We start from the raw sequence: 13,677 nt of genomic DNA on the forward strand, positions 1-13,677 counted from the left end.
AATCAGTCGGTTAAACAACTTCAAGAAGGCTATGTCAGATATGATTTGCCTTTTTATTTTGAGCCGATTATCAACGAATTTCAGATGAAATTATTAAATGATTCTGACCGTCACAAATATCATTTTGAGTTTGATATCCGCAAAGAAGTTGGTATGAGTATACAGGATGCCCAAATCGCAATTAATAATGCAATTATGACACCAAACGAAGCACGTCAAGAAATTGGTAAGAAAGCATCTAAAAATGAAGATATGGAGAAATTCCAATCAACTCTTAATACGGTTAATTTAGATGATAAATCCAAATATCAAGCCCTGAAAGGAGGTGGAAGCTTTGGACAAGGAAATCAGAACAATTCAAACAGCAGTTGAAACTCGTGAAGCTGAAAGCGGTGGAAATGTTATTGAAGGTTATGCGCTGAAATTTAATACACGTTCGCAAGTTTTAGGTGTGTTTACTACTTTTGTGGAAACCTTAGATAGAAATTGTTTAAACGGTGCTGATATGCGCAGTACAGTAGCTACTTTTAACCATGATCAATCCCAGATTATTGGTCGGGTGGATGCAAATATGACGTTAAATATTGATGATGTAGGGTTAAGATTTGCTATTACAATGCCAGATACAACAATTGCTCATGACGTTTTAGAAAATATTCGCGCTGGCATCTTAAATAAGTGTTCATTTGCCTTTACCTTGCCAGATGATGATTCTGCTGATGACTGGCAAAAGTCTGATGAAGAAGGTATTGATTATGTGCGGACAATCCGTAAGATTGACCATTTATATGATGTAAGTGTAGTAACGACTCCGGCATATTTGGATACCACAGTCGGAGCTCGATCGTTAGAGCGAGCTAAACAGATTAAAGAAGGCCCATTAATTGAGGCACGTAGCCAAAAACGCAAGGATTTACTAAAAAAATTAAACATTTTAGAAGCCATCGATTATTAGTCGGTGGCTATTTTAATACCAAAAAGGGGTAAATATATGACTATTGATGAAATGATTCGCTCATTACAAGCGAAAAATAAAGAAAAATTAGAACGTAAAACTAAGCTACAAACTGAAATGCGTTCAATTTTAGAAAATGACAAGGCAACTGATGAAGAGATGGAACGTGCAGACAAACAAGCTGCTGAAGTTCGTAAATTAGTTGATGAAATTGAAGCCAATAATAAGAAAATTAAGGATTATGAAGCTGCAAAACGGGGTAATGACCCGAAACCAGAACCAAAACCAACTAAAATTCGTAAATTAGATGGCGGAAATACTGAATTACGAGACGCTTTAAATGCTTATTTACACACAAAAGGAGCTACTCGTGATGGTTTAAAGAGTCCTGATGCAGATGTAACAATTCCAGAAGATATTGTATATAATCCTGAAAATGAAGTTAAAACTGTTACTGATTTATCTAAATTAGTACAGCATTTCAAAGCTAATACCGCAGCTGGAAAATATCCGATTTTGAAACGTGCCACAGCTGGTTTAATTCCAGTTGATGAATTGGAAAAGAATCCTGATTTAGCTAAACCTGAATTTAAAAAGGTTTCTTGGGAAGTTAAGACTTATCGTGGTGCTATTCCAGTTTCAAATGAAGCTATTGCAGATTCTGCTGTTGATTTATTGGGTATCGTTTCCCGTAATGCTTTAGAACAAAAAATTAATACTACTAATGCTGCAATTGCCGATAAAATCAAAGGTTTTACTGCTAAATCTATTGCTGGTGATGCAGTTGATGATTTAAAACACATTGTCAATGTAGATTTAGATCCTGCTTACCAAAAAGTCATCATTGCATCTCAAAGCTTTTATAACTGGTTAGATACTTTAAAAGACAAAGATGGTCGCTACTTATTACAGCAGCCAATCGTTGATGGTTCTCCAGTTCGGGTTATTGGCATCCCTATTTATGTAATTGAAGATGAATTATTAGGCAAAGCTGGGGATGCTAATGCCTTTATTGGTGATATCCAACGTGCTGTTGTGATGGCGGATCGGTTAGATATCCAAGTTCGCTGGGTTGATAATGAAATCTTTGGCCAATATTTACAGGCTGCAACTCGGTTTGATGTGGAAGTTGCTGATGAGAAAGCTGGTTATTTTGTAACACAATCATCTGGAAGTGGTTCAAGTACTAAAAAGTCCTAGTAAAGGAGCGTAATTAAATGTATGAACTCACACCGGAACAATTCGCCACCCTTAAGAATTATTGCAAAATTGATCAAAATTTTGATGATGATGTTTTACATGAACTTATTGAATCTGCAGCTTTAGAGCTATGTGCTGCTATTAAAGACCAGTCTAAACCTGATGATTTTAAAGATGAGCCTCGCTTTTTTGTAGCAATTATGAAAATTGTTAAAGAAGATTACGATTATCGTGGTATGGGCTCAGAGGTCATGCGTTTTCCGCTAGCTAACCAGTCGGTAGTAAATATCATTAATCAACTACGTTCTGAAATTACAGAAGGTGATAGTGAATGAGAACTACTAGAATGACTGAACGTATTGAATTTTGGGAAACTAGTTATAGTAAAGATGAAAATAATGTACCCGTTAATGGAAAAAGTAAATGCGTGTATTCCTGCTGGGCTGAACTATTAAATACTCCGATTAGAGAATTCCGCAATCCCACAACAAAAGTTGGTTATCGCCGAGAATCACCTAATTTTGCAATTCGTTTTAATGTTCACCAACCAATAGATTCAACCTGGATTGTGGTTTGGCGGGATAAAGATTACGAAATTACTGGAGTTGATGAGGACTACGATAAACGTGATATTACCAAAATTGAGTGTAAGGCGGTGAAATAATGGCAGTCAGTGGTTTAGAAGAAATGTTAAATAATGTTCAAATTTTGGAAGATGGGTTTGATAAAAAAGCCCGGAAAGCTGTCCGAGATGGAGGCAATATTTTTAAAGAAAAGTTGATGGAAGACACGCCTCAAAGTGTGCAAGACCACTCGGGCTTAGGCCCTTTAAAGGAACACACCAAAGTTATTAATTCCACAAGAACCGGCGAATATGAGGCTCAGGTTGGTTATGACAATATTAAAGGCCGTATTGCCCACTTCCCTAATTCAGGTACTTCCAAGCAAGACCCCCAGCATTTCATTGAAAAAGCACAAGAACAAACTAAACAGCCAATTCTAGATAAATTTCTTGAGGATTTAAAATTATGAAACTAGCTGATGTCGAAGTTTCTAAAATTTTGGACAAAAGTCAAAAGTTAACGGAGCTCATGGATAAAGCCCGAGACCAGCCTTTAGCAGTTAATCCCGTTTATCTTGGAACGCCTGAAAATGATTTTTTAAAAAGTATTAATGCTCCTTGGATTAGAGTAACTAATATTCCATGTGATGAAGCTGATTACGCTGATGATCAGCGCTTAATAGAATATCCAAAAGTACAAGTAGATTTTTGGATAAATAAATATAAGTTACAGTTAGCGGCTGATATTGAGCAACTGATTTATCAATTAATGCGAGATAGTGGTTATGAACGTTATTATGAAAACCATTATGTTGATGTTGATATTTCAGATTTATTAATGTTTACCGCTAATTTTCAATATTTAGGACTCTAAAGAGTCCTTTTTTTATACGAAAGAAGAGGTTGTAATGGGAAAAGTAAAGATAGGTGCACGAGATTTTAAATATGCAGTAGTAAAAAATAATTTATGTACAGACGGAATTCAACGAATACCTGGATTAACTGAAGCAAAACTGGAAATTAAAAATGAAATCAAATCTTTTGCTGCCGATGATGGTCCTTACGTTCAATTATCAAGTGGTATTTCTAGCGCAACCTTAGATGTTAAGTTAGCAGATATGACTTCGAAAGCACGTAAGGATTTCTTTGGTATTGATTTAATTAATGGAATTGAAGCATATCGTAAAAATTTAATGCCTAATGATATTGCTGTAATGTTTAAATCTCATATGGATGATAATAAAGGGGTTTATGTAGCTTTATTAAAGGGTAAATTTTCTATTCCAAGCTTAGACGCAAAAACTATTGATAGCACCCCAGATGTGGCCACGGATGATACTACCGGTAACTTCTCTCCTCGTGGAGATGATGAAGATGCTTTAGTAATGCTAATTGGCCGTGAAGATAATCCAGATTTTGTTTATTCTGAGTTTGAAAAAGCAGTTTTTCCAGCCACGGATGATGAAGCCAAATTAGTCCAAAAAGTAACTGGCAATAATACTGCTGGCTAGTACCAAAAGAACAGAGACGATCAAAGGTGAAACGAGTTGGAGGATAAATTATGTATGAAATAACATTAAAGATTGATGGCAAAAATCAAACTTTTAAGCGCACCGATGAGCCATTCTTGAAAGACATTACTCAGGTTCTGATTTTAACACAGCACCAAACGAAAATGTATGACAAAAAAGATGGCCCAACCGATCAGGATTATAGAAAAAATTCAGACGAGGTGGCACAATTTGCCGTTAATTTTTGGAATAAGCAATTTAATAAAGAAGATGTATTAAATGGTGCCAATCAGAAGGCCATGGCAGTAATTAGTAAGGTGGCTAATGATTGTTTGGGTTCAACTGATGAAGATGATGATAATGGTGCAAATTTAAAAAAATTACCGAACAGTCAATCCAAAAATCAATAGATAATTTAAATGATTTTTATAAGTCCTTGATGAAACAAGGTTATAAACTGTTTGAGATTGACAAGATGACTATGTACGATATCGAACATATTAATAAAATTTACGAAGAGCGGGAAGTCCCTATCGATAAGGCCTTTCCGCTTTTGTTTTCCAAAAATAAATAGGAAAGGAGGTTAAACATGGCTGGAAGTATAGGACATTTAGCTGGTGTTGTTACTCTTAATATTGATCCATTTAAACAAAGTGCAAATGCTTTAAATGCTACTATTCGTGCTACTGGAGCTGCTTTAACTGCTCAAGAGAGAACCGTTAAAGCCTTTGGCGGCAGCTTAAACGGTATGAGGTCTACTTATGCTTCTATGCAGCAACAGATTAATAATTATAATGCTAAATTGGATGCGCAAAGAGCTAAATATGACCAGTTAATCAGTAAAACAGCTGCTACCTCTGAGGAGCAAAAGAAATTAACCTCCCGTCAAGCAAACGCTGCTGCTGCTTTTAATCGCACTCAAGCTCAAGCAACAAAACTTGCAGGAGAAATGAACAGATTAGGACTTCAAATTAATCAGCAAAGCTCTGCATGGTATAAAGCAGGTAAAGCCACAACGGCTTTTGGCGATGCGGGATTAGCTGCTGGGCGAAAAATGAGAAATTTAGGTAGTACTATGACCACTTATGTTACTGCTCCTATTGTTGCGGGCTTTGGCTATGCTGCTAAATCTGCCATTGACTTTAATTCTCAAATCGATAAGATTGGTCCTTTGCTCAGCAAAAACGGTAAAATTACGGCCTCTGTTCGCCGTGAATTAGACCAAATGGCTTCAGCCTCCAAGCGTTGGGCGGTAGAGTATGGAGTTTCTACTACCAAGATTAATGCAGGCCTTGAAGAGTTAGTCAAGCGTGGATATTCTGCTAAACAAGCCTTGGGAGCTATGCCGTCAATTTTGGCCGCCACAAGAGCTTCAGGTGATGATTTTAATGATGTAATGCGTGTTTCAACTTCAACATTGGAGCAGTTTGGACTGAAATCAAATACTACTGCTGGAATGTTAAAAAACACAAAGCGCGTTACTGATAGTTTAACCTATACAGCAAACGCAACTGCTGCTGGTTTCCAAGATATGGGCGATGCTATGACCTATGTAGGCCCTACCGCTCATGCTGCTGGAATTAGTCTTGAACAAACAGCGGCTGCCATCGGCCTAATGAGTAATCAAGGTATAGAAGGTAGCGTTGCTGGTACTGCATTACGTTCAGCATTAACTCGTTTAATGAAGCCTACTAAACAAAATATTCAAGGCTTTAAAGAATTAGGTATTAATGTATCAGCATTTAAGAATCATTCATTAACTTTACCGCAAATTTTGAATCAGATAAAAAATAATACTGCTGGTTGGACTAAAGAACAAAGAGCAGCTGCCATTGCCATGGCTTTTGGAACTGAGGCACAAGCGGGAATGAACGCTTTAGTAAGCCAAGGCGGAGATGCTTTGCAAGATTTAACAACTAAAACGGAACAAGCAACGGGCTCAACTAAAAAGATTGCTGACACGATGAATAACACAGCATCAGCTAAAATTGACCGCTTTAAGGAATCATTGCATGTTTTAGCCATTAATATGGGTCAAAATTTAATACCAGCAATTATGCCACTAATCAAAGATTTAACTGAAATGGTCAAAAAATTCGGCGATTTAGATAAGGCTACACAGCAGAATATTATTAAATGGGCTGCCCTGGTAGCAGTATCTGCTCCAGCCTTTAAATTATTAGGTGGCGGAGTTAGTGTCATTAGTGGATTATCCAAGGCCTTTGGCGGTACTGCTTTAACGATTAGTCGTTTTAAAGCTGCTAGCGAGGCTGGTGCCTCAGGATTTAAGTTATTACACACAAGTGTTAGTCAAACAGCCTTTAATTTAGGCAATTTTGGTAAAGCAGCTAATATTGCTAAAGGTTCAACTGCGGCTTTAACTACTGGTGCTGGTGCTGCTGGAACAGCCCTTAAAGGTGCTGCGGTTTCCAGTACCGTGGCCACTACAAGTTTGGGATTAATGCCTGCAGCAATTGCAGCTGTTACTTTAGCTTTAGGCACAGGTTTAGCCGGCTGGGCTACTTATCAAGCCATGGTAGATCGTTCTAAAGAACGTACTAGACGTTGGGGGACTGATGTTGGAAGTTATGCAGACCACGCCTTAGGTAAATTTAAAAACTTCAACAATCAAGCCTCAGCTCAATTAGATGCCTTTGCACAAAGCAGCACAGGTGATGGTAAAAAAGCAGCTGCTGCCTTTAAATCTATGGGCGATCAAGTATAAGCAACTGGTAAAGATATTAAGAGGCGGCTAAAAAATACGCTTAAAGATTTGCCCGAAAGTGTTCGGGATGTTTCTGAAAAATCGGTCACAGAACAAGTCAAGGCAAACAATAAAACTATTAGCAATGCTAAAAGCTTAAGCAATAATATTTCTAATATTTTAAAATCTCATAACGGCAATATGAATAAGCTGTCAGCTGAACAGAGAACCTATGTTCTTAATGCTCAAAAAAAATTGGGCGAAGATGAGATTAAAATCTTAGGTATTTCCAACAGTAAAAAGAAAACTGTTTTAAAAGCCTTAAATGGTGACGTTAAAAACTTGACTAAGCAGCAAGCGCAAGACACTGAAAATCAAATCACAAATGCTTTAGAAAATGAACAGCGGGCTTATATCAAAAATGCTGATAAAATTAAAAATCTTTATAAAGATGGTTTAATCAGTAAACAGCAATATAACAAAATGATGTCAGCCTTAGACAAGGACCACTCTCAAAAAGTCAACGATAATTTAGGGGTAATCGCTGGTTTAGAAAAACAATATGGTACTGAACACGGTTACCGTCTAAATGAAATTCTTAAACTAAATAAAACTACTTGGGGTCAAGTCGGTACTTTATTAGATAAACATAAGGATAAACTCAGCTCGGTGGCTCAAACATATGGAAATGTTAGTCAAACAGCTAAAAAGGCCGGTGATATGTGGAACTCCATTGTGTTAAACCCTAAAACAGGGAAAATTAACACTAATGCTCAGCAAACTTTAAACGATATTGCAAAGACTGGTCAAGGCTGGGAAAAGCTAAAATTTATAGGTAAGCATGCAAAGATTGACTCCAATGCAAAATCAATGATTGCCGAAGCTGCTATTCAAAGTAACCGTTGGAAAGATTTACCTTGGGAAGATAAAAAAGCTTTACTTGCAATTCAAGGCAAAGGTAAAAAAGAAATGCAAGAAATGATTGCAGGAATTAATGACTGGGATAAACTAACTCCTAAACAACAAACTGCAATCGTTCATGCTAAGGGTCGCGAGGAATTGGCTCAAGCTTTAATATCCGCTAATGAGTGGAATAAATTATCTCCAAAGCAGCAAAAATTTTTAGTTAGACAACAAGGTTCCCGTGATTTAATTAATCTATTAACAAAAATTGGACAATGGAACAATATTTCGCCTAAGGCTCAAAAGGCTGTGGTTGAAGGAAAAGGTAACGCCGAAGTTACAAATATGCTTATTAATTTAGGCAAATGGAATCAGCTGAGTCCTAAAGAACAAAAATTATTAGTCGGTGGCAATGCCCAACGTGAAATTGTTAATAGTTTAGTAAAAGCTGGTATTTGGAATAGTTTAACCTTGAAAGAGCAACAAGCAATCGTTCGCGATAAAGCGACAGCGACTTTAATCGCTGCAATGACACAAACCGGTACTTGGAATAAAATGCCTTTAAGAGATAAAGATGCCATTATCCACGATAAGGGTACAGCAACTATAGTTAATGAACTTAATCAAGTGGGTAAATGGAATGGTATAGATACAATTGCTCATGATGCTATTGTTAATGATAAAGCAAGTGCACCTATCATAGCTGCAATGATTAAAAATGGCCAATGGAATGGCCTTAATTATCAAGATAAACAGGCCATTGTGCATACAGGAAATTCTGCTTTAGACTTAGCAAATTTAGTTGCTGCTTATGGTAATTTTGACAGTTTACCTGATTCAAAAAAGAATTTAATAATTAATAGTGCCACGGCCGTTCAAAAATTAAAAGATGCTGGTATTTTAGTCCAAAATTACAATCATACTTTTATTGCGCCTAAAAGCCTAACAGCTCATAATCAGGATATTATTAATAAATTAAAAGTTGGGGAAAATGGAATTATAAATTACAATGGCAAACAAGTCTTAGTTAAGAAACTCAACGGAAATAATGTTCAACTGTTAGGTAATATTAGTGCGGCTGGAAAAGCTATTGATAATCATAATAATAAACCAGTAAATGTTAAACATTTTAAAGGCAATTCGACAGATATTGAAGATAATTCAAGACGTAGTCAAAACGCACAAAAGTTTCATAATGATTATAGAGTGTTAACCAAACCGTTTAAAGGTGACTCTAACAGTATTAGATACGAATCGTCTAGGGGTGGAAGCGCAATTGGATTTTTTAATGGTAAAATACCCGTTTTGCATCATTTAAAAGGCCAAGACAATACTAGTGGCCCTGCCAACAGTGCTATTAATTCCATCTTACGTTGGAATCATACCAATCCTGTAACACATTTTTTCAAAACTTTTGTTCAAAGAATTACCGGTCATGCAGGTGGAACTACTGATTTCGAAGGTGGTCCAACCATTGTTAACGACGAACAAGGACCAGTTTTCCGAGAATTAATTAAACTTAATTCAGGAGAAATGTTTATACCACACGGGCGCAATGTATTGCTTAACTTACCAAAACATACAGAAATTGTGCCTGCACGGCAAACACAGAAGCTTTTTAATATTCCACAATTTTCCAATGGAACCCCAAAATTCAGCCATGTAGTTGCGGAGTTTGAAAAATTACCTAGTGCAACCAATATTACAAGCGTTATTAACAATCAAAGTACAAATAATTCATTTAATATCAATGTTACTGTTAACGCTAGTGGTAATAAAGATAGTCAAAATATAGGCAGAAAAGTAGCTGAATCTGTTCAATCAGAACTTAAGAAACTACTTAATTCTGATGCTGCTGCTATGGGAGGAGGTATTTATTATTAGAGAAGCTGAATTTATAGTTAATAATATTTCAAATCGGGAGCTGCATTCTTTTTTAGAGACAGCGCCCGTTTTTAGTATGCCTAAAAGAAAGTTTTCAACTATTGAAATCCCTGGTGCCAGTCGTCAAAAATTTTCTGATGAAAATTCATACGAAAATCGTACAGGTAATTTAACAATAATCGTTAAGGCCGATAATGAATTTGAAAAAACTTTATATTTATCTAAGCTTTATAAACTGTTCGATACGCCAGATTATATAGAGTTTATTAGTTATCTAGAACCTAATTTTGCCTATCATATAAAAATATCTGATGCTCTTGATGTATCTAGATTATCCAGGCTATCTAATTGGCAAGAGCTTAAATTAAAAGTAACAGCTGATGCTTTTAAATATTATGTACCTCCCAATAAGTATTTAAATATCAATCAGTTAACCATTAATAATCAGTTTCCTTTTTCTTCAAAACCTCTAATAGAGGTTCCAGCAGGAGGTGACTTAAATTTGCAAATTAATAATAAAAGCTATAAATTTACTGGTTTACCAACAAATGCCACGATTGATTGTGATGAATTACAACAAGATGTTTATGCTAATAATCAGTTATACAACAGTACGTTTGACGCTACTCAAGAATTTCCTGAATTGCCAACAGGGGATATAAATATTAATTCTAATTTAAAAATTAATTTATATCCTCGCTGGAGGCTGATTTAATGAAACCTATTCTTTATAAAACTGATACAGACTTTTCCCAAACAGGATTAGGGATTATTTCCGATGCAATATTGAGTGACAACTCCATAGTAGAGAAGTTTAACGGTGAATATACTTTAACATTTGATGTGCCAGTATCTAGTAAATATTATGAATTAATTAAGCCTGAAATGTTTATTAAAATTAACTCTTCACAGCAACGTGATTGGGATATTTTTTGGATAAAAAGCACGGATGTAAAAAGTAATCCTAGTATTATGACAGTTAACTGTAATCACTATTCAATGCTTTCAAACGATGCTTATGCACGTGGTGAATTAAGTGTTGATGGCAAAACTCCTAGTCAGATTTTATCTGAAATGCAGTCTATGCTAGACTTGCCGCACCACGGGTTTATGTTTAGCTCTACCGTTAATACCACGATTAAAGATACAGGTGTTATTTATACCAATAGCAACCCTAATGCAATTTTGGTAGGAGAAAGCAATTCTTTATGCCAGATAGTTGATGGCCGCATTGAGCGATGGTACAACCAGATTAATTTAGCACCTAAACAGTCAAGCAATATCGTTAATGTGCGCAAGGGTAAAAATATTGCTGGTTTAACCATTAATAGGAGTTTTGACGGCAAAGTTACTCAGATGGTTCCATATTTTAAAATGAAGGATGCAAAAGGCACTCCCGATAATGTTACTCACGTCCCTGAAAATCACTTGCAGTATGGACAGGCTGTTAATTCTAAGTATCTTGATAATTATTCCAGAGTTTATCGTAAATACGTAGATTATTCCGATAGAGTAGATAATTTAATTGATATGGATGACTTATCCGCCAAATATTTTGAGGAAAATCCCGGAATTGACATTCCTGATTATGTTGTTTCGATTAATATCTCTGAATATGGTTCTAAGCGAATGCAAAGAATCAACATTGGTGACTTGGCCAGAATCCATGATCCTGATTTTAATTTGGATATTGAACTACCAATCGTGGAACGAGAATTTAATCCTTTAAAGAATACTAATACAACAATCAAGGCTGGTACCCAGCCAGCAAACTTATTTCGAAAATTGGAAAAAAGGATTAAAGATGAAACAGATAATCGTAAGACCGCTGATGACAAGTCTGATGAAAAATTGCAGGAAGAAACCGACAACCGTATTGCCGGAGATACTCATTTATCAGATGAACAGGAACAGCGTGATTTGCAATGGAAGATGAAAGCTGCCGAATTTCAAAAGAAAATTGATGATGCTCGCGCGGATATGACAAACTTTATGAATTCCGGTGGCACTAATGTTATTCGCTGGATTCCAACTTTAGCCGAAGCTACTCAAATGGAAATTCACACTGATTATGGTTACCTTTTAATTGATGACCATGGCGTGGGATTTCATGCTAAAGATGGCACGGTAATGACTGGTATGGATGCTCGTGGCAATTTCATTGCTAATAATATTTATGGGAATGTTCTTAATGGTACAACTATTAATTCCGGGACATTAAACAGTGTAATTGTTAATGCTGGTCAAATAAATGCTGCTGATATTAATGGAAGCAATATTCGTGGTGGTTATATAGAAGGTGTGAAAATTCGTGGAGATACAAATATTGATATGCAAGGCGTTCACATATCATCATATGGGATTTCCACACCGGCTTTAACGGTTGATGGACAGATTAATGGTGTATACGCACTTGGAATGTTGCGCGACGCCTGGATATGGATAGGAGATTATAAAATAACAGCTCAAGGTAATTCACTTTATTATGGAGGGAGAAAATTAGCTTTTGCCTAAATTAAATGAACAGAAATTAAATTCAATTGAAGCCACAGATTTATTAACGGAATTCGCTGCTGAATCTGCTAACAAAGATAAATTACTGCTTATGGAACGAGCCAAAAACAAAAAATTAATAGCGATCATTAAAATCTTATTTAAAAACGTTCCTGAAGCATTTCCTGAGGATTTATTAATTACGGAGGCAAAGAAAGATGGCACTAACAACCAGAAAAACAATTAATTTAAATGGCCAATCAACTGATAGTAATGGTAAACAGCTAGCTCAATTTAATGCCAGTGTTTATTTAGATACTAAGAATATTAATATCAGCGTCAATTATAGTGCTGATACAGATAGTGAGCAGATTAATTCTGATTTAGCTGACTTCAAAAAAATGGTCGATGAGGTGGTGAAGTAAATTGGATGTATTCCGGTTAAATTTAGAACTGGATAAAACCCGTCCTGTTATCAATGAGCCGGTTACCTTTCGCCGCAAAGACGGTGGTTTGGGGAGCACACAAATCATTGCAACAATTACGGATCATGGTCAAACAGTTTCGGATATTAAGAGCGCTGTATTTATGTGCATAAAACCTGATTATAAATATGTCAGAGAAAACGCTAGTGTAATCGGTAACATTATAACTTATACATTGAATAACGAGGTAGGCACTTGTCCAGGAATTATTAAGACAGCTTATTTTCAAATTAACGGCGTTGTTTCAACACAAAACTTTCAGATTAATGTTGAAGAAGCAATATCACCAATTTTTTAGAGTGATAATTATGATTCAGAAATTCAACAAATTATTAAGTCTATGACTAATGCAAGCCAGGAAGAAATTGATAAATTTAAAACCTATCTTGGCAGTGCACGTAATAATTATATTTATACTAATAATGGAAAATTAGTTTTAAGCCAAAAAAATAAAACTTTAACTTTGCCGCCTAATTTAACAGTAACAATTGGTAACAATAGTTTTGCCTGTGCTAATGCCAATCAAACCATTACTTTTAACAAATTAGTACAATTTGTAATCTTTAATATAGAAACACTGCAAATTGAAATCAAAGATTTAGTTACGTTAACCCCAAATGAAGTCGTTTTAGGTTATTTTGATTTAAATAATAATTATATTCTAATTAACATTCAGGACAGATTTTTAGTTGACGATAATGGCAATTCTATTAATCAAATTTTTGGTAATCAGATTGCCGATAATGTTATTTCACGCAATAAGTTAACATACTATAATCACATTAAAATACCCACAGACTCTGTAGAAGGTTCTAAAGAAGGTTTAGGACCTAACCTTTTTAATACTTCAATGATTGAATCCAATGAACCTGATTGTTACGTAGATGGCAGTGACAGTAAAAATGCTCCGCTTGGAAATAAAGTAACGACAGAAAAGTATGCTAGAACAATTAAAATACCAGTTAAGCCGAATACAACTT

At 35.6% G+C, this 13,677-nt stretch carries 16 protein-coding genes and 1 pseudogene; all 17 read left to right on the forward strand.

Annotated elements, in window-relative coordinates; translation table 11 throughout:
• Window positions 1–372: pseudogene (locus Q0K80_RS07920) on the forward strand (phage portal protein); the annotation flags it as partial.
• Window positions 326–955: an HK97 family phage prohead protease gene (locus Q0K80_RS07925; protein WP_365935467.1), complete on the forward strand. Its 630-nt coding sequence runs from the start codon at window positions 326–328 to the stop codon at window positions 953–955. The pseudogene Q0K80_RS07920 and the gene Q0K80_RS07925, both read left to right, overlap by 47 nt.
• Before the next feature lie 36 nt (window positions 956–991).
• Entirely contained in the window at window positions 992–2,155 is a 1,164-nt protein-coding gene (locus tag Q0K80_RS07930; RefSeq protein ID WP_294605182.1) for a phage major capsid protein, read from the forward strand.
• Window positions 2,156–2,172: 17 nt separating this feature from the next.
• Complete coding sequence (locus Q0K80_RS07935; RefSeq protein ID WP_294605185.1) at window positions 2,173–2,490, forward strand: head-tail connector protein; 318 nt, start codon at window positions 2,173–2,175, stop codon at window positions 2,488–2,490.
• Window positions 2,487–2,819, forward strand: coding sequence for a head-tail adaptor protein (locus tag Q0K80_RS07940; RefSeq protein WP_294605188.1), 333 nt, complete (start codon window positions 2,487–2,489; stop codon window positions 2,817–2,819). The genes Q0K80_RS07935 and Q0K80_RS07940 overlap by 4 nt, the downstream gene beginning before the upstream one ends.
• Window positions 2,819–3,187, forward strand: a complete 369-nt coding sequence (locus Q0K80_RS07945; protein WP_294605191.1) for an HK97-gp10 family putative phage morphogenesis protein — start codon at window positions 2,819–2,821, stop codon at window positions 3,185–3,187. The genes Q0K80_RS07940 and Q0K80_RS07945 overlap by 1 nt, the downstream gene beginning before the upstream one ends.
• A complete protein-coding gene (locus Q0K80_RS07950; protein WP_294605193.1) occupies window positions 3,184–3,591 on the forward strand; it encodes a hypothetical protein in 408 nt (135 codons plus the stop codon). The genes Q0K80_RS07945 and Q0K80_RS07950 overlap by 4 nt, the downstream gene beginning before the upstream one ends.
• Before the next feature lie 34 nt (window positions 3,592–3,625).
• Window positions 3,626–4,228: a major tail protein gene (locus Q0K80_RS07955; RefSeq protein ID WP_294605196.1), complete on the forward strand. Its 603-nt coding sequence runs from the start codon at window positions 3,626–3,628 to the stop codon at window positions 4,226–4,228.
• 50 nt (window positions 4,229–4,278) lie between these two features.
• Window positions 4,279–4,638, forward strand: a complete 360-nt coding sequence (locus tag Q0K80_RS07960) for a hypothetical protein (RefSeq protein ID WP_294605198.1) — start codon at window positions 4,279–4,281, stop codon at window positions 4,636–4,638.
• A 179-nt stretch (window positions 4,639–4,817) separates the two neighbouring features.
• Window positions 4,818–6,953 (forward strand): phage tail tape measure protein, encoded by a 2,136-nt coding sequence (locus Q0K80_RS07965; RefSeq protein ID WP_294605202.1) that lies wholly within the window; start codon window positions 4,818–4,820, stop codon window positions 6,951–6,953.
• A gap of 48 nt (window positions 6,954–7,001) precedes the next feature.
• Window positions 7,002–9,719: a hypothetical protein gene (locus Q0K80_RS07970; protein ID WP_294605204.1), complete on the forward strand. Its 2,718-nt coding sequence runs from the start codon at window positions 7,002–7,004 to the stop codon at window positions 9,717–9,719.
• Complete coding sequence (locus Q0K80_RS07975; RefSeq protein ID WP_294605207.1) at window positions 9,685–10,434, forward strand: hypothetical protein; 750 nt, start codon at window positions 9,685–9,687, stop codon at window positions 10,432–10,434. The genes Q0K80_RS07970 and Q0K80_RS07975 overlap by 35 nt, the downstream gene beginning before the upstream one ends.
• Window positions 10,434–12,233 carry a phage tail spike protein gene (locus Q0K80_RS07980; protein WP_294605209.1) on the forward strand — a complete coding sequence of 600 codons (1,800 nt, stop codon included), beginning with the start codon at window positions 10,434–10,436 and terminating at the stop codon, window positions 12,231–12,233. Before Q0K80_RS07975 ends, Q0K80_RS07980 begins: the two co-directional genes overlap by 1 nt.
• A complete protein-coding gene (locus Q0K80_RS07985; protein ID WP_294605211.1) occupies window positions 12,226–12,459 on the forward strand; it encodes a hypothetical protein in 234 nt (77 codons plus the stop codon). The genes Q0K80_RS07980 and Q0K80_RS07985 overlap by 8 nt, the downstream gene beginning before the upstream one ends.
• Window positions 12,431–12,637 carry a hypothetical protein gene (locus tag Q0K80_RS07990; protein ID WP_294605212.1) on the forward strand — a complete coding sequence of 69 codons (207 nt, stop codon included), beginning with the start codon at window positions 12,431–12,433 and terminating at the stop codon, window positions 12,635–12,637. Before Q0K80_RS07985 ends, Q0K80_RS07990 begins: the two co-directional genes overlap by 29 nt.
• A 1-nt stretch (window position 12,638) precedes the next feature.
• Window positions 12,639–12,995: a BppU family phage baseplate upper protein gene (locus Q0K80_RS07995; protein ID WP_294605214.1), complete on the forward strand. Its 357-nt coding sequence runs from the start codon at window positions 12,639–12,641 to the stop codon at window positions 12,993–12,995.
• 42 nt (window positions 12,996–13,037) lie between these two features.
• On the forward strand, window positions 13,038–13,677 hold a 640-nt coding region (locus Q0K80_RS08000), incomplete at its 3' end, for a hypothetical protein (RefSeq protein WP_294605216.1).

It is taken from the genome of uncultured Lactobacillus sp. (assembly GCF_945290125.1).
GTDB lineage: Bacteria > Bacillota > Bacilli > Lactobacillales > Lactobacillaceae > Lactobacillus > Lactobacillus rizhaonensis.

Coding starts and splice junctions, on each gene's coding strand:
- Q0K80_RS07930 (WP_294605182.1), top strand. CDS start 992: ATGACTATTGATGAAATGATTCGCTCATTACAAGCGAAAAATAAAGAA.
- Q0K80_RS07935 (WP_294605185.1), top strand. CDS start 2,173: ATGTATGAACTCACACCGGAACAATTCGCCACCCTTAAGAATTATTGC.
- Q0K80_RS07940 (WP_294605188.1), top strand. CDS start 2,487: ATGAGAACTACTAGAATGACTGAACGTATTGAATTTTGGGAAACTAGT.
- Q0K80_RS07945 (WP_294605191.1), top strand. CDS start 2,819: ATGGCAGTCAGTGGTTTAGAAGAAATGTTAAATAATGTTCAAATTTTG.
- Q0K80_RS07950 (WP_294605193.1), top strand. CDS start 3,184: ATGAAACTAGCTGATGTCGAAGTTTCTAAAATTTTGGACAAAAGTCAA.
- Q0K80_RS07955 (WP_294605196.1), top strand. CDS start 3,626: ATGGGAAAAGTAAAGATAGGTGCACGAGATTTTAAATATGCAGTAGTA.
- Q0K80_RS07960 (WP_294605198.1), top strand. CDS start 4,279: ATGTATGAAATAACATTAAAGATTGATGGCAAAAATCAAACTTTTAAG.
- Q0K80_RS07965 (WP_294605202.1), top strand. CDS start 4,818: ATGGCTGGAAGTATAGGACATTTAGCTGGTGTTGTTACTCTTAATATT.
- Q0K80_RS07975 (WP_294605207.1), top strand. CDS start 9,685: ATGCTGCTGCTATGGGAGGAGGTATTTATTATTAGAGAAGCTGAATTT.
- Q0K80_RS07980 (WP_294605209.1), top strand. CDS start 10,434: ATGAAACCTATTCTTTATAAAACTGATACAGACTTTTCCCAAACAGGA.
- Q0K80_RS07990 (WP_294605212.1), top strand. CDS start 12,431: ATGGCACTAACAACCAGAAAAACAATTAATTTAAATGGCCAATCAACT.